The 14231-nt window shown below is 71.6% G+C and carries 19 protein-coding genes; 8 read left to right on the forward strand and 11 right to left on the reverse strand.

Annotation, left to right across the window (positions count from 1 at the left end):
- The first annotated feature begins 26 nt into the window (after positions 1-26).
- The 8 genes from PED38_RS11005 to PED38_RS11040 all read left to right on the forward strand — a co-directional run bounded on the left by PED38_RS11005 (position 27) and on the right by PED38_RS11040 (position 5663).
- Positions 27-833 (forward strand): hypothetical protein, encoded by an 807-nt coding sequence (locus PED38_RS11005; RefSeq protein ID WP_063071535.1) that lies wholly within the window; start codon positions 27-29, stop codon positions 831-833.
- A 57-nt stretch (positions 834-890) separates the two neighbouring features.
- On the forward strand, positions 891-1664 hold the full coding sequence (locus tag PED38_RS11010) for a response regulator transcription factor (RefSeq protein WP_063071536.1): 774 nt from the start codon (positions 891-893) through the stop codon (positions 1662-1664).
- 86 nt (positions 1665-1750) lie between these two features.
- Positions 1751-3343 carry a sensor histidine kinase gene (locus tag PED38_RS11015; protein ID WP_442870658.1) on the forward strand — a complete coding sequence of 531 codons (1593 nt, stop codon included), beginning with the start codon at positions 1751-1753 and terminating at the stop codon, positions 3341-3343.
- Between the two features lies 1 nt (position 3344).
- Complete coding sequence (locus PED38_RS11020; RefSeq protein ID WP_063071537.1) at positions 3345-3605, forward strand: hypothetical protein; 261 nt, start codon at positions 3345-3347, stop codon at positions 3603-3605.
- Positions 3606-3656: 51 nt separating this feature from the next.
- Complete coding sequence (locus PED38_RS11025; RefSeq protein WP_063071538.1) at positions 3657-4199, forward strand: amino-acid N-acetyltransferase; 543 nt, start codon at positions 3657-3659, stop codon at positions 4197-4199.
- Between the two features lie 113 nt (positions 4200-4312).
- The gene (locus PED38_RS11030) at positions 4313-4981 is read left to right on the forward strand and encodes a lipase chaperone (RefSeq protein WP_063071539.1); all 669 of its coding nucleotides are present in this window, start codon (positions 4313-4315) and stop codon (positions 4979-4981) included.
- 108 nt (positions 4982-5089) lie between these two features.
- Positions 5090-5248 (forward strand): zinc transporter permease, encoded by a 159-nt coding sequence (locus PED38_RS11035; protein WP_094127412.1) that lies wholly within the window; start codon positions 5090-5092, stop codon positions 5246-5248.
- Between the two features lie 100 nt (positions 5249-5348).
- Complete coding sequence (locus tag PED38_RS11040; protein ID WP_063071541.1) at positions 5349-5663, forward strand: ArsR/SmtB family transcription factor; 315 nt, start codon at positions 5349-5351, stop codon at positions 5661-5663.
- Positions 5664-5719: 56 nt separating this feature from the next.
- Here the strand turns inward: PED38_RS11040 and radA are convergent, their stop codons facing one another.
- From radA to PED38_RS11095, 11 genes are all read right to left on the reverse strand, one after another.
- The gene (gene radA / locus PED38_RS11045) at positions 5720-7081 is read right to left on the reverse strand and encodes a DNA repair protein RadA (protein WP_063071542.1); all 1362 of its coding nucleotides are present in this window, start codon (positions 7079-7081) and stop codon (positions 5720-5722) included.
- Positions 7082-7128: 47 nt separating this feature from the next.
- Positions 7129-7956 carry an ABC transporter permease subunit gene (locus PED38_RS11050; RefSeq protein ID WP_270981246.1) on the reverse strand — a complete coding sequence of 276 codons (828 nt, stop codon included), beginning with the start codon at positions 7954-7956 and terminating at the stop codon, positions 7129-7131.
- 177 nt (positions 7957-8133) lie between these two features.
- Complete coding sequence (locus PED38_RS11055; RefSeq protein ID WP_270981247.1) at positions 8134-8493, reverse strand: hypothetical protein; 360 nt, start codon at positions 8491-8493, stop codon at positions 8134-8136.
- A gap of 26 nt (positions 8494-8519) precedes the next feature.
- Entirely contained in the window at positions 8520-9053 is a 534-nt protein-coding gene (locus tag PED38_RS11060) for an RDD family protein (RefSeq protein ID WP_270981250.1), read from the reverse strand.
- A gap of 60 nt (positions 9054-9113) precedes the next feature.
- Complete coding sequence (locus PED38_RS11065) at positions 9114-9890, reverse strand: SGNH/GDSL hydrolase family protein (RefSeq protein WP_270981400.1); 777 nt, start codon at positions 9888-9890, stop codon at positions 9114-9116.
- 211 nt (positions 9891-10101) lie between these two features.
- Positions 10102-10809: a hypothetical protein gene (locus PED38_RS11070; protein WP_270981252.1), complete on the reverse strand. Its 708-nt coding sequence runs from the start codon at positions 10807-10809 to the stop codon at positions 10102-10104.
- 111 nt (positions 10810-10920) lie between these two features.
- The gene (locus tag PED38_RS11075) at positions 10921-11154 is read right to left on the reverse strand and encodes a hypothetical protein (protein ID WP_270981254.1); all 234 of its coding nucleotides are present in this window, start codon (positions 11152-11154) and stop codon (positions 10921-10923) included.
- Positions 11155-11268: 114 nt separating this feature from the next.
- A complete protein-coding gene (locus PED38_RS11080) occupies positions 11269-12156 on the reverse strand; it encodes a hypothetical protein (protein WP_270981256.1) in 888 nt (295 codons plus the stop codon).
- The gene (locus tag PED38_RS11085) at positions 12153-12608 is read right to left on the reverse strand and encodes a hypothetical protein (RefSeq protein WP_270981258.1); all 456 of its coding nucleotides are present in this window, start codon (positions 12606-12608) and stop codon (positions 12153-12155) included. Before PED38_RS11085 ends, PED38_RS11080 begins: the two co-directional genes overlap by 4 nt.
- Positions 12609-12639: 31 nt before the next feature.
- Entirely contained in the window at positions 12640-13800 is a 1161-nt protein-coding gene (locus PED38_RS11090) for a hypothetical protein (protein ID WP_270981260.1), read from the reverse strand.
- Complete coding sequence (locus PED38_RS11095; protein WP_270981263.1) at positions 13797-14111, reverse strand: DUF6507 family protein; 315 nt, start codon at positions 14109-14111, stop codon at positions 13797-13799. Before PED38_RS11095 ends, PED38_RS11090 begins: the two co-directional genes overlap by 4 nt.
- Positions 14112-14231: the final 120 nt, after the last annotated feature.

Genomic DNA, 14231 nt, shown 5'->3' on the forward strand with positions numbered 1-14231 from the left:
GCGCGCCGACCTGGCAGCATCACCGGGTGCCCGACGACGCCGATGCCGCGACCCGCGCCCGCCACCTCTGGGAGGAGGGGCTGCGATCGGAGATCCTGACCCTCCTCAAGCAGCGCGTGCGCGAGGATCCCACGGACCGGGCGTGCCGGCTCGTGCTCGCCGAGCTGTACCGCGAGCTCATCGCACCGGATCAGGCGGGTCGCTGGGGCATCGCATTCCCCGCCTGGACGACGGACGTCGAGCGCGATCGGCTCGCGCGAATGATCGCGCACTCCGGGATCGCGGACGACGAGATCCCGGCGTTCCTGGCGCTCCCTCCCGCGGACCCGTCCGAACCCGAGCTGCCGGACGAGGCCGCCGCGCTGCTGCCCGAGATCGAGCGCTACCGGGCGCACTTCGCCGACCCGGCGCGCATGACGCGATGGGAGCGGAAGGCGGCGCGACAGGCGGCGGAGCAGGCAGAGCGTGCGGCGATGTGGCCCTCCGGCGCCATGGAGGTCGTGGGCATGGCGACGGACTTCTCGTGGTGGATGGTCGGTGCCGTCTTCGCTCTGGGAGCGGGGCTCGTCTGGCTGGCCGCGCTGTTCGATCAGCCGGTGACCGCGCTCGCTCGCTGGACGGGCACCGCCACGCTCGGCACGATGGCGGCCGCATGCGCCGCGCGCGCCTTCGTGATGCGAGCCGACGAGCGGTTCCGGCGCCGCCGCGAGCCCGACAGCGATCCTGTCGACGTCGACGTGAGCCGGTGGATCATCGGGGCCATCATGCTCGGGCTCATCGTCTACGGTCTGGTCTCCGCGAATCTCCGGACCGGCGGCCCGCTCCCGTTCTGACCATCCCGCCGAGGCGGCCCCATGGCGGGCTCATGGCCGCTTCATAGGAAGATGCGGATGATGGACCCCGTGACCACCACCCCGCCCTCCGGCTTCCAGCCCGCCGCCGCTCCGCAGCCCCGCCTCACCCGCGCCGACGGGTCGCCCATCCGGGTGCTCGTGGTCGACGACGAAGCGTCCCTCACCGACCTGCTCCAGATGGCGCTCCGCTACGAGGGCTGGCAGATCCGCACGGCCGAGAGCGGGCACCAGGCGCTCGCCGCCGCGCGCGAGTTCAAGCCCGACGCCGTGGTGCTCGACATCATGCTCCCCGACCTCGACGGCCTCCAGGTGCTGTCGCGCCTGCGGGCCGACGCCGAGGACATCCCCGTGCTCTTCCTCACGGCGAAGGACTCGCTCGACGACCGGCTCGCGGGCCTCACCGCGGGCGGCGACGACTACGTCACCAAGCCCTTCAGCCTGGAGGAGGTCGTGGCCCGGCTGCGTGGCCTCATCCGCCGCTCGACGCTCGTGGTCAGCGACACCGTCGACCCCGTCATCCGCGTGGGCGACCTCTCGCTCGACGAGGACAGCCACGAGGTCTCCCGCGCCGGCGTCCCGATCGAGCTCACCGCGACCGAGTTCGAGCTGCTGCGCTACCTGATGCGGAACCCGCGTCGTGTGCTGAGCAAGCTGCAGATCCTCGACCGGGTCTGGAGCTACGACTTCGGCGGCAAGTCGAGCGTCGTCGAGATCTACATCTCCTACCTGCGCCGCAAGATCGACGCCGGGCGGACCCCGATGATCCACACGGTGCGCGGCAGCGGGTACATGCTCAAGGCCGCGGAGTGACGACGGCCCCTGAGCCCTCGGGCGGCCCCGCCGACTCCGCGGGATCCACCCCGCTGCGGTCCCGCCTGGCCGCCGCCGCCCGCGGGATGACCCTCCGCCGCCGTCTCGTCCTCAGCGTCGTGGGCCTCCTGGCGCTCGCGAGCCTCCTGATCGGGGCGGTCAGCATCCTCGCGCTCCGGGCGTCGCTCCTGCAGCAGGTCGACCAGCAGCTGCAGGCCACGGCGGCGCGGTCGGAGAGCTACGTCGACCGGGATCCGGGCGGATACGGCAGCTTCCCCGGAGCGCCACCCGGCGGGCTCGGCGCGTTCGGGCAGCAGGTCGGCACCATCAGCGCGACCATCATCGACGGCGTCGTCTCCGGCGGCTACATCGCCGACCGGACCGCGGCCGCCGGCGAGCCCGGGGGCGCCGGCGCCGTCGAGCTCACCCGACGCCAGAGCCAGCAGCTGCAGAGCGTGCCGACCGACGGCGTCCCGCGCACGGTCGAACTCGGCGGTGCGCTCGGCAGCTACCGGCTCGTGGGCGGCACGTCGTCCTCGGGCGCGACCATCGTCACGGGCCTGCCGACGAAGCCGGCCGACGACGTGGTCGAGCAGCTCGTGCTCGTGATCACGGTGGTCGCCGCCCTCACGCTCGCGCTCGCCGCGCTCCTCGGCACCGTCATCGTCCGCCGCGCCCTGCGCCCGCTCGACCGGGTCGCGGACACGGCGACCCACGTGGCGGCGCTGGAGCTCGACCGCGGCGACGTCGCGCTCGAGGCGCGCGTGCCCGCATCCGACACCGACGAGCGCACCGAGGTGGGCCGCGTCGGCGCCGCGCTCAACGGCCTGCTCGGCCACGTGGCGGACGCGCTCACGTCGCGGCAGGCGAGCGAGGCCAAGGTGCGGCGGTTCGTGTCGGATGCGAGCCACGAGCTGCGCACGCCGCTCGCCTCCATCCGCGGCTACGCCGAGCTCACCCGGCGTGGGCCCCACGCTCTGCCGGAGGACGTGACGCACTCGCTGTCGCGCATCGAGTCGGAGTCGGTGCGGATGACCACGATCGTCGAGGACCTGCTCCTTCTCGCGCGCCTCGACGAGGGGCGCGAGCTGGAGTCGGATCCCGTCGACCTCACGCGCATCCTCCTCGACACGGTCGGCGACGCGAGCGCGGCGGGCCCGGACCACGACTGGGACCTCGATCTGCCGGACGACTCCGTGACCGTGCCCGGCGACGACGCCCGGCTCCGCCAGGTGGTCGTCAACCTGCTCGCCAACGCCCGCACGCACACGCCCGCGGGCACGCGCGTCGTCGCGTCGCTCGCGGTGGAGGCCGCCGGATCCGACGGGCACGCGGTCATCCGCGTCACCGACGACGGCCCCGGCATCCCGCCCGAGCTGCAGGCCTCGCTGTTCGAGAGGTTCGTGCGCGGCGACGGATCCCGCGCCCGCTCCACCGGCGGCACCGGCCTCGGCCTCGCGATCGCGCAGGCCATCGTGTCGGCGCACCACGGCGCGGTGTGGGTGGAGTCGGAGCCGGGCCGCACGGTCTTCGGGGTGCGGCTGCCGCTGGAGCGGCGGGCGGCGGAGGCGCGTGCCGCCGCGACTCCGGCTGCGCGCGCCGACGGCGACGGCGCCGCGTGGCCGCCCCCGTCCGGCGCCCCCGTCGCGGACCGCCCCGGTCCTGGCGACCAGGGCTGACGTGGATCCCGTCCGCCGCCTCATGTTCTGGCTGCGCGTGCCGTTCGTCGCGGATGCCGCGCTCGTCGTCATCGGGATCGCGCTGCTCGTCGGCGGCGACGGGGTCGGCTGGTGGGTGCTCGTGTTCGCGGGGCTGCGCGCGGTGGTCGGCGTGGTCGCGATCGTGTGGATCGCGCCGCGGATGATCGCGCGGCTCGCGACGCCCGCCCCGGGCACCGACGACGCACCGCCCGCCCCGGACGCGGGAACCGCCCGTCGCTAGGCTGGACAACTGATCCGGGCGCCCGAGCCGCGGATCGAGAGGGTCGTCATCGTGAGCGCAGAGCCAGTCGTCGTCGAGCCAGCGGAGCCCGCAGGCGGCATCCGCGTGCGACGCGCGCGCACCGGCGACGTGCCGCGGATCCAGCAGCTCGTCGAGCCGCTCGTGATGGAGGGCATCCTCCTCGGCAAGGACCTCGTGGTGCTCTACGAGAACGTGCAGGAGTTCCGGGTCGCGGTCGACGCGTCCGGCGAGGTCGTCGGCTGCGGCGCGCTGCACGTGATGTGGGAGGACCTCGGCGAGATCCGCACGCTCGCCGCCGCGCCGCACACGCGCGGCACCGGCGTCGGCCACGCGCTCCTCGAGCGCCTCGAGGACGATGCGCGCGAGCTCGGCCTCAGCCGCCTGTTCTGCCTGACCTTCGAGGTCGGCTTCTTCTCGCGCCACGGGTACCACGAGGTGGCGGAGTCGATCATCGCGCAGGAGATCTACTACGAGATGCTCCGCTCGCACGACGAGGGCATCGCCGAGTTCCTCGACCTCTCGCGCGTGAAGCCGAACACGCTCGGCAACACGCGCATGCTCAAGGCGCTCTGACCGGCACCCGTCGGGGCGCTCGCGTCTCCGCTCGATCCGGCCCCGCAGCCCCGGCCCGTGACCGCCGGGCGCGTCGATCCGGCCCTTCGGCCGCCCGACCGTACCCTGGCGTCATGTCCTCGACCTCGCCCGGAGGCCGCCCGTCCGCGGCCGTGTACCGCCGCCGCCGTCTGCTCGCGCTCCTCGTGGTGGTGGCGGTGATCGCGGTCGTCGTGATCATCGTCGCGAACATCGGCCGCGGCACCGCCGATGTCGCGGCGCCCGACGCGACCCCGACGTCGGACGCGGCGCCCGCCGGCGATGCGGCCGACCCCGCGGCCGAGGCCGCCCCGGAGCCCACGCCGAGCGCGAGCGCCGGCACGGAGACGAACGCCGACGGGTCGTGCGCCGTCGGCCAGCTGGCGGTGACGCCGGTCACCGATGCCGCCTCCTACAAGTCGGGCGTGCTCCCGAAGCTCTCCTTCACCGTGACGAACACGGGCATGGAGCCCTGCACCGCGAACCTCGGCACCACCACGCAGGTGTTCACCATCTCGAGCGGATCCGACGTGTACTGGAAGTCGACCGACTGCCAGACGGGCGCCGAGGATGCGCAGGTCGAGCTCGCGGCCCGCACCCCGCAGACGTCGTCGCCGTTCGAGTGGTCGCGCCAGCGCTCGTCCACCACGACGTGCCAGGAGAAGCAGCGCCCGGCCGTGCCCGCGGGCGGCGCGACGTACACGCTGTCGGTCGAGGTGGCGGGCGTGAAGAGCGCGCAGTCGAAGTCCTTCCTGCTCTACTGAGCGGCCTCGTGAGCGTGCGCATCTGAGCACGGTTCTCGATTGGATGCATCCATTGCAATCCATGCATGCGTCTGTCATCCTGGTGCTCCACCGACGTAAGGACGCATCATGACCGACACCACCGAGACCCACGCCGAGCACACCGTCGCCGAGCACCAGCACGGCACCGACTGCGGTCACGAGACGGTCACGCACGACGACCACGTGGACTTCGTCCACGACGGCCACAAGCACGCCGAGCACGGCGACCACTACGACGAGCACTGATCCCGAGCGCGGCGACGCGCCAGGATCGAGACGGGGACCAGGCCATCAGGCCCGGTCCCCGTCGTCGTCTCCGGCCACCCCTCGCCGTAGGATCGTCCAGGTGACCTACCCACCCACCGGCTTCGAGCAGGCCGCCGAGCTCTTCAAGGTGCTGTCGTCGTCGTCGCGCCTGGGGCTCATCGGGTTGCTGGCGTCGCGGCGGATGACCGTGTCCGAGCTCGTCGAGGAGTCCGGGATGTCGCAGCCGCTCGTCTCCCAGCACCTGCGCGTGCTGCGGGCGTCGGGGCTCGTCACCGTGGAGCGCGAGGGCCGCATCGCCCGCTACGAGGTGGCCGACACGCATGTGACGCACGTGGTGGACGACGCCGTGGCGCACGTGCGGGAGCACGCCGTCGGGCACGTCGACGCCGGCTGACGCGCGCGCCGCGGGCCGCATGCCCGGCGGCTGCCTCGTCTGCGCCCGACCGCGGATCAGAACGCGTCGTCGAGCTCCTTCTCCCGCTCGCTCTTCGCGAGGGAGAACGCGCGGCCGAGCGCGGAGAACAGCGGCCCCCACTCGGCGTCGACGATCTGCGTGAACCCGAGCCGCCGGGCCTCCGCCGCGCGCTGCGGAGCTGAGGTGACGCCGCGGATCTCGCCCGCGAGGCTGATCTCGCCGAACGCGGCGAGGTCGTGCGGCATGGCCTTGCCGTTGACGGCGGAGACGAGCGCTACGGCGATGGCGAGATCCGCCGCGGGCTCGGTGAGCCGCACGCCGCCGACCGTGGACACGTAGACATCGCGATCGGACAGCCGCACGTTGGCGCGCTTCTCGAGCACGGCGAGCAGCATGGCGACGCGCGACGCATCGACCCCGTTGACGACCCGGCGCGGCTGCGGCGCCTTCGTGTCGACGACGAGCGCCTGCACCTCCACGGGCAGCGCGCGGCGGCCTTCCATCGCGACGGTGACGCACGTGCCGGAGACCGAGTGGACGCCGCGCGAGAGGAACATGCCGCTCGGATCCGGCACCTCGACGATGCCGTCGCCCGCCATCTCGAAGCAGCCGACCTCGTCGGTGGGGCCGAACCGGTTCTTGAGCGCGCGGATGAAGCGGAGCGACGTCTGCCGGTCGCCCTCGAACTGGCAGACCACGTCGACCAGGTGCTCGAGGAGCCGCGGGCCGGCGATGGAGCCGTCCTTCGTGACGTGGCCGACGAGCAGGAGCGGCAGGTCGCGCTCCTTGCAGACGCGGATGAGCGTGACGGCGACCTCGCGCACCTGGCCCGGGTGCCCGGGGAGCCCGTCGGACGTGCTGCTGGAGACGGTCTGCACGGAGTCGACGATGAGGAGATCCGGCGACACCTGCTCGATGTGGCCGAGGATGGTGCCGAGGTCGGTCTCCGCCGCGATCATGAGGGACTCCTGCAGCCCGCCCGTGCGCTCGGCGCGCATGCGCACCTGCGCGACCGACTCCTCGGCCGTGACGTAGAGGACCTTCGCGCCCTTCGCGGCCGCGCGTGCCGCGACCTCGAGCAGCAGCGTGGATTTGCCGACGCCGGGCTCGCCGCTCATGAGGATGGCCGCGCCGGGCACGATGCCGCCGCCGAGCACCCGGTCGAGCTCGCCGACGCCGCTCGGCATGTGGCTGGCGGACGCGGTGCCGACGTGCATGATGGACCGCGCCTGGCTCGATCCGGCGGGCGTGAGGGTGGTGACCCGGCCGGCCGCGGCGGGCGTCTGCGACACCTCCGCGACGGTGTTCCAGCTCTGGCACTCGGCGCACCGACCGACCCACTTCGGTGTGGTCCACCCGCACTCCGAGCAGCGGTACGTGGAGTGGATGCGGGCCATGCGGGGGACTCTACCGGCGGCCGCCGACATGGTCCGACGGCTTCGTGTCACGCGTCTCGGCGGCGGAAGAGGAGGGCCGCCGCGGCGCACGGGAGCACGACCCAGACCGCGACGGCCGCGACCTCGAGGAGCGTGGTCGGGGGCGGGGTGATGCTGCCGGTCGTGCCCGTGAGGATCCGGCCGGCGGTCGTGAGCAGCAGGTCGTACACGGGCACGTCCCCGAGGTCGGGGATCAGGCCGACGACCTGGGGCAGCACGAGCTGGATCGCGATGAAGGCGGTGATGGCGGCGACGCTGCTGCGCATGAGGGTCGCGAGCGCCAGGCCGAGGAGGGCGACCAGGGCGAGGTACGCGCCGGATCCGAGCAGCGGCCCGAGCACGCCCCACGACGCGAGGCTGCCGTCGTAGCCGATGTCGGCGCGGGTGCCGGTCGTGAGCACGTAGGCGGCGAGGCCGGGGATCACGCCGAGGCCGAACGCGATGAGGGCGACCGCGAGCGCCTTCGCGGCGAGCGCCTCCAGGCGGTTCGGGACCGCGGCGAGGGTCGAGGCGATCGTGCCGCTCGAGTGCTCGGAACCCATCGCGAGGACGCCGAGGACGCCGACCGCGATCTGGGTGACCAGGAGGGGCATCGTCAGGACGGCGCCCGTGCCCGCGTCCGCCATCGACGGCGACGCGTCCGCGGGCAACGGGGTGGCCACGAGGGGCACCAGCGCGCTGATGCCCACCCCGGCGAGGGCGACCAGCGCGACGGCCCAGCGAGTGGAGCGCAGCGTCGCGAGCTTCAGGAGCTCCGCGTGGGTCGCGCGCCGGAAGGTGACCCGCGTCGGCCGGGCGGCGCGAGGGCGGCGAGCGGATCGTGTGGTCGGCGTCATGGAGCCGACGCTACGGAGGGCCCGCCCGGAGCCGAGTCGGGCGGCGGTGCCTGGTGCGTGGGCCGCGGGTGCCGCGACGCGGTCGTGTTCCCCGCACGTGAGGGATACCGCGGGACCACGCGCGGGCCGGTGCGCGGATCCAGCGGGGTCGGGCACCGCGGGCGCGGCTCCGTCGGGTCAGTCGTCGGCTGTCTGGTCCGAGGCGGGCCGCGCCGTCAGCCGGACCAGCGCCCGGATGTAGAGGAGCACCGACGCGGCGAGGGCGGCCGCGCCGATCCACGGCGGATCGAACGTGCCCGTGATGAGCAGGGCGCCGACGATCAGCGTGACCACGAACCACAGGGTCCCGGTCGGCGGCGGCGCGAGGGCCCGGTCGCGGCCGCGGACGCGCACGTACATGAAGACGGAGAGCGCGAAAGCGGCCGCGGAGATCCACGGTGAGACGCCCGCGCCGGTGACGAGCAGGGCCCCCGAGACGAGCCCGATCACCATCCAGAGCGTGCCGGCGGAGCGGGCGTCGGGGGTGTCGTCGGCCATGCATCCACCCTACGGACGCGGATCCGTCAGGCGCGAGGGGCCGATCGTGCGACGACCGTCCTCGAGACCCTGTCATACGGTGTGCGGCCCGAGCCGAGCAGGAGCGTCACGAGCCACACGGTCGGGAGCAGGTAGGCGATGACCAGGGGAGCTTGCGCGCTCGACGGGACGGTTCCTGTCGTGCCGTCGCTGGCGCGGACGAGCGTGTACACGGCCGCGTGCCCGATGATCCAGGGCAGCGCCACCTTCAGGGCGTTGCGGAGGAGCGCGCGGCGGAAGGGGATCGCGTCGCCGGTGCGGGCGTCCTGAACGACCAGCCGCCGCGCGCGCTTGCCGGGCGTCGCCTGGCGCGGGCCGGACTCCAGCACGGCCAGCGTGATCGTGATCGGGGCCACCAGCACCAGCGTCGACACCGCGTTGCCCACGAGGGGCGGGAGCGACGACGTGGCGCCGACGACGAGCAGCGGCACGGCCGCGGCCCCGACCAGCCCGATCCACGCGCACATGAAGAGCCAGTCGATGAGGACGGCGAGGAGGCGGTCGCCGGGGTGACGGGTCATGGTCGCGATCCTATGGATCGCGCGGACCCCGCCCGCGAAGCCCTCCCGGAGACGAGCGCGTCAGCGCCCCGCCACCTCCAGTGCCCGCACCGTCGCCGGAAGGAACGGCAGGAAGGCGCTCGCCCAGACGCGGTAGCCGCGGTCGTTCGGGTGGAAGAGGTCGGCCGCGGCTTGCGTGATGGCGAGCAGCGGGGTCTGGCGGCGGGTGATGCGGTGCAGGGGCGCGATCCGCAGGCCGCGGTCGGTGGCGAGGCGGCGCACGATCTCGTTCGCGACCCGCACCTTCCGCTCGCTCGTGGGGAAGTGGAAGCACGGCAGGTCGGCGACGACGGTGGTGGGCGGGACGGCGTCGAGGATCCGGCCGAGGCCGCGCTCGAACGCGACCGGCTCGAAGTCGGCGATGTCGTTGGCGCCGATCGCGAGCGTCACCACGTCGGGCCGCAGCTTCGCGAGGCGGGGGAGCTGGTACTCGACGAGGTCGGAGACGCGGGCGCCCGAGACGCTGAGGTTCAGGGTGCGGACCGTGCGGCCGCTGAGGGCGCGGATCCGGTCGGCGAGGATCCCGACGTACCCGTTGATCGGTCGGCTCGCCCCGATGCCCTGCGCGGTCGAGTCGCCGAGCGCGACATAGAGGAGGTCGCCCTCGAGCTGCGCGTGCTCGCGCCACCAGGCCGAGTTCACGGGCAGCGTCTCGTTCACGCTCACGGCGCGGCGGCGGCGTCGGGCCTCGAAGCGTCGCGGGACGACGAGGGCGGCGGCGGTGAGGCCGCCGAGCGCGGCGGCGGCAGCGGACGCGACGGCGGCGGGACAGGCGAGGGACTTGCGGGCGGATCGCATGGGCACCACGGGAGCCTACGCGCGTGGATCCGGGTGCCGGCTGGCCGCGGAGGGCACGGTTGCCACCCAGGGCGGGGCAGCGCGGACGTCCGGCGCTGAGTCGGTGTCCGCCGCCCGCATGTCGCGGAGGGCGGACATCGTCACGCGCATGCGATGCGACCGCGGGCAGCTCGAACCGGTGCACGTGACCCGTCCGGATCCTCCGCGGCCGTCAGGGGGCGAAGGCCGCGACGCGTACGGCTGTGGATTCCCGGGCCGCGGCGGACCCGAGCGCCAGCGCCCGTGCGCCCGTGACGGCCCCGCCGATGAAGGCGCCGAGGAAGGTCCCGCCGCCCGGCATACCGCAGGCGTCCATCGGCGCGCCGGCTCGTGAGGATCCCGCTTCGACGACGACGGGCGAGCTGAGGGATCGGCCGCGCTCGACGAGGTCGACGTCCTGCGACCCGCGGGGGACGAGCATGAGCCGGCGACCGGAGGAGTGGACGACACGCGAGGGATCGATCCCCCAGTCGAGTCGGTACCAGACGGGGAGGAACGGGCGGGGCATGAACCCCATCCCGTAGATGCCGAAGACGCTCACGATGCTCCCCGTGATGACGAAGGCGATGGCGATGGAATGGTCGACGAGGAGGGCGGTGTTCACGATGAGCTGTCCCGCTGCGAGCCACCCGACGCCGAGGGGGACCATGAACGGCATCTCCGACCACCATCGCCACAGCCCGGTGTAGGCGAGGGCGGAGATGGCCATGACGATCAGGCAGCCACCGTAGGTCCAGAGGACGCCGTCCATGCGCACGCCCGCGGTCCCCCAGGGAATCGCGGATGCATGCACGGCGGCGGCGGAGAGGGACGGGATCATCGCGGGGGCCTGCACGCCGAGAGGATCGCACATCGCACGCAGCAGCAGCGCGCGCGTCATCTCCCTCCATTCCTCGGGCCCGGCTCACTCCGGCGCCCGCCCCGCCACACCAGAGAGACGAGCCGGTCGGGTTCCGCTGGTCGCCGAGTCGCGGCGCCCGAGCCCCGCTCTTCAGCGTTGGGCTAAGTGGCGCGGCCCGGCCTGAGACTCGTGGAACAAGCCGATGACGTCGCACATCACGTCGTAGCTCAACGCGGGTATCAGGCGCACGCGCCCGCCCGGGAGCTCCTCGACGTCGAACCAGCCCACGTCGCCCGTCCGGATCCTCGGCGTCACGAGCTTGGCCGACGGGGAGATGATCTCGCAGCGCGCCCATTCTCCTGAGGCCCAGGCGCGGCGGGTCATCCAGCTCGCATCGTCGGGCACGGGCGGCTACGGCATATCTGTCGGCGATCTCCCGCGAAGGTACGCATGCGTTCTTCACAGCACGGCGGAGATGCGTTTCAATGCGCTCGGCATTCACGCGTCATCTGGCGCGGAGGCCTCGCGGAGCCTGGCCAGGGAGCCGAATAGCCCCCGGGGCTGACTACGCGCGTATCTGTCAGCGGACATCGTGCACGCCTCGTGGAAGGTGGCGATGACGTCGCGCATGACATCCAGGCTCGCCGTCGGCTTCAGGCGAATACGCGCGCCGGGCAGCTCCTCGGGCGTGAACCAGCCCACATCGCCCGTGCGGATCCTCGAGAGCCCCAGCCTGGCCGATGGGGAGATGATCTCGCAGCGCGCCCACCCGCCCGCTGCCCATGCTCGGCGTGTGACCCAACTGGCGTCCTCTGGCACGGGGGGCTCACTCCCGGGAATGGCGTCGATGCGCTTCTCGATGAGTTCCGCGTCATACTCGCCGTCGCCGACATCGTGGGTGTACGTCCACGCGGGTGCGATCCTCAACCAGGAGAGCAGCAGCCCCAGAGCGTCTGACATGGAGGTGTCGTGGATGGAGAGCGACGTCGACCCGTCGTCGTTGACGATCTCTGCCGCGACGAGCGCATCGAACCCCGAATACCAGCTGCTGAATGTCACGCGGCGGCCCCCGGATTCGATGAGCGCACCGAAGGAGAGCCGCGAACCGTACCGCACACGCGTCAAGGCTATTCCCGTGGGTGACGCGCTGCCGATCAGGGTCAAGAGACCGAGCGCTTGCAGCTCTTGGGCTGCTGCGGTGTGCTTGCCTCTCTGGACGAAGGCGCCACGCCGCCGCCGGACAAAAAGCAATTCCCACGCTTCCGGGCTCAAGCGGATGTCGTTGGCGGGGAACGGTTGCATGGTCGGGATGCGAGTCAGTAGCTCGAGCGGAGCTCGAGTCTTACTTCGTGCGGTCGCCTCCGTGTCCAGGGCGATGTCGCTCATGTTGTCTCCTTGAATCGGATTTCGCTCGCGATCATGGTGAAGAGCTCCTCGTACTGCAGTAGGTCGACAACGTCGCAGCTCGCTGTGATCTCGACCACGTGAGTTCCGGTCACGATGCCGGAACGCGCGACTGATACACAAGTGCCACCAGCCTCATAGAGGAAGTGGACAACACGTCCGGTGATATCGGGCCGCCTCCACTCCAAGTCTGAACACACGTGTGACCAGCCCGGATGGGCGAGAGCCTCAGCGATGCTCCGCGCGCCCATCTGCTCGATGGTCTCTGTGGATTCCAACACGACGATCACGACGTTGGCACGGAACCGCGTCCACCTCTTGATGGGCTTCGCGATTGCGACCACTCGTTCGTCATCAGAAGGTAATCGCTCCCATGTCTCAGGTATCTCCATCTTCAAGAACTGAGTCTCCACTGGGAGCCAGCCTTCAGTCATTGTTTCCTCTCGGCCATGTACGGTGGAACATTCACTCGCCCGTGTTGGCGTCGATGAACGAGTTTGCGGTATCAGACGCGTGATCTACTGCGTCCGAGAACAGCAATCCGCCGCCCACGCCGCCGATGATGCCGCCTATAACCGTCCCGATACCAGGGCAGATCAGAGTGCCGATGCCCGCACCTATTGCCGTTTCTCCGGCGCCTGCGGCGAAATCGAACGCAGCCGTAACCTCGCCTGAGCGGGCAGCATGCGCTTGTCGACGCATATCGTCCCAATCAGGGTGTGCGGCCTCATCTTTCTCGTAGGTGTTGGCGGCCGACGCTGCGCCGTCGATGGTAGAGGCGGCGACCGAGAGCACAGAACCAGCTGCTTTGGCTCCGAGTATCGAGAAACGAGAACGCTCTGCGAGATGCGCACCGGCGCCGGCGCCTTTCACTGCGTCGTCCGCGGCGATCGCAGAAGCGGCGGCCTGGGTGACGGGGGCGCTGGCAGTAGATTCAGCGCTGCCTATCTCCGTGCCCGCGTGTGCTCCTCGGGGGGTGGTCATGCCGAGCATGTCCGTAAGGCCCAGAAAGGCATCTCTTGGGCCCGCCGGGTCCTTCAGTGCTTCCGCTGTGGTGTCGAGGAGCAATCCGACTCCTGGCAGGGATGCTGCCTCACCAGCAACTTGCGCTGCGTGAACCGCGACATCTCCCGGATACCGGAGCAGATGCTGCAGGGCTTTTGCGCATCTCGCATCCGCGTCCTCGAGATCTGAGTTGAACTGGGTGATGAGGGTTTCCAGCTGCTTGTGCGGATCCGCGGCGGAGGTGTTCGGAGGCTGTCGGTCGAACTGCACGGGATCGCTTACGGTGAGGAACTGCGCGGCTACGTCCGCGGAGATGACGGCATGGCGCCCGCTAAGATCCTGCACTTCTCGCGCGTATGCCATCAGCGCGGCCTTCGCGGCGGAGGAGTCCTCTCCGACCGTCCGGGCCACTGCCGTTGCCCCTACGAGCGAATCGGCGAGCCGTCCGGAGTCGGGCGTCTCGAATACCCCCGGGGAGGACAAACCCGCCCAGGAGGAGGTGACGGTGTGCATGGCGTCGTCGACAGCTGGCCCGATGCTGTCGAACGCTCGCGCGGCCTCCTCGAGCGCGTGGGAGTTCGGCACGCTGGTCAGGTCGGGGAGGGTGGGGTCCGTGGTCATCGCTCTGCCCCGCCCTGGTATGCCTTGGCCATCTCCTCGTCACCGTTGACATAGGCCGAGAGGGCGGTGTTCGTCTGGTCGACGACCGTCTCGACCTTGGTCTTCACGACGTCAATCTGCGTGAGGAGGGGATTCTGGAGCAGCACCGCCGGCGCTGCGGCCGTCTGAGGTCCGGTTGCCGCGGAAGCGGCCTCCACGGCTGACTGGGCGGTCTTCTCGGCGCTCTCCAGACCCGAGAGCCCGCGCTTCACGTTCGTGAGCACGACCTGCACCGCGGCCGGGTCGATCCGCCAACCGGACGTGTCTGCCATGGTGCTCTCCATCCACTAACCGGACCTATGACGAGGGCACGTTACAGGGGCGGCGCCTCTGGCCAGGCGATCTCTCCGAGGGCACGGCCCGACGGCTGGGACGTGCTGTCCTCGCGCCGC

The sequence above is a fragment of the Clavibacter sp. CT19 genome (genome assembly GCF_027858075.1).
Taxonomy (GTDB): domain Bacteria; phylum Actinomycetota; class Actinomycetes; order Actinomycetales; family Microbacteriaceae; genus Clavibacter; species Clavibacter tessellarius_A.

Coding starts and splice junctions, on each gene's coding strand:
- PED38_RS11015 (WP_442870658.1), top strand. CDS start 1,751: ATGACCCTCCGCCGCCGTCTCGTCCTCAGCGTCGTGGGCCTCCTGGCG.
- PED38_RS11095 (WP_270981263.1), bottom strand. CDS start 14,111: ATGGCAGACACGTCCGGTTGGCGGATCGACCCGGCCGCGGTGCAGGTC.
- PED38_RS11075 (WP_270981254.1), bottom strand. CDS start 11,154: ATGACCCGCCGCGCCTGGGCCTCAGGAGAATGGGCGCGCTGCGAGATC.
- radA (WP_063071542.1), bottom strand. CDS start 7,081: ATGGCCCGCATCCACTCCACGTACCGCTGCTCGGAGTGCGGGTGGACC.
- PED38_RS11085 (WP_270981258.1), bottom strand. CDS start 12,608: ATGACTGAAGGCTGGCTCCCAGTGGAGACTCAGTTCTTGAAGATGGAG.
- PED38_RS11010 (WP_063071536.1), top strand. CDS start 891: ATGATGGACCCCGTGACCACCACCCCGCCCTCCGGCTTCCAGCCCGCC.
- PED38_RS11030 (WP_063071539.1), top strand. CDS start 4,313: ATGTCCTCGACCTCGCCCGGAGGCCGCCCGTCCGCGGCCGTGTACCGC.
- PED38_RS11090 (WP_270981260.1), bottom strand. CDS start 13,800: ATGACCACGGACCCCACCCTCCCCGACCTGACCAGCGTGCCGAACTCC.
- PED38_RS11060 (WP_270981250.1), bottom strand. CDS start 9,053: ATGACCCGTCACCCCGGCGACCGCCTCCTCGCCGTCCTCATCGACTGG.
- PED38_RS11035 (WP_094127412.1), top strand. CDS start 5,090: ATGACCGACACCACCGAGACCCACGCCGAGCACACCGTCGCCGAGCAC.
- PED38_RS11080 (WP_270981256.1), bottom strand. CDS start 12,156: ATGAGCGACATCGCCCTGGACACGGAGGCGACCGCACGAAGTAAGACT.
- PED38_RS11065 (WP_270981400.1), bottom strand. CDS start 9,890: ATGCGATCCGCCCGCAAGTCCCTCGCCTGTCCCGCCGCCGTCGCGTCC.
- PED38_RS11055 (WP_270981247.1), bottom strand. CDS start 8,493: ATGGCCGACGACACCCCCGACGCCCGCTCCGCCGGCACGCTCTGGATG.
- PED38_RS11070 (WP_270981252.1), bottom strand. CDS start 10,809: ATGACGCGCGCGCTGCTGCTGCGTGCGATGTGCGATCCTCTCGGCGTG.
- PED38_RS11050 (WP_270981246.1), bottom strand. CDS start 7,956: ATGACGCCGACCACACGATCCGCTCGCCGCCCTCGCGCCGCCCGGCCG.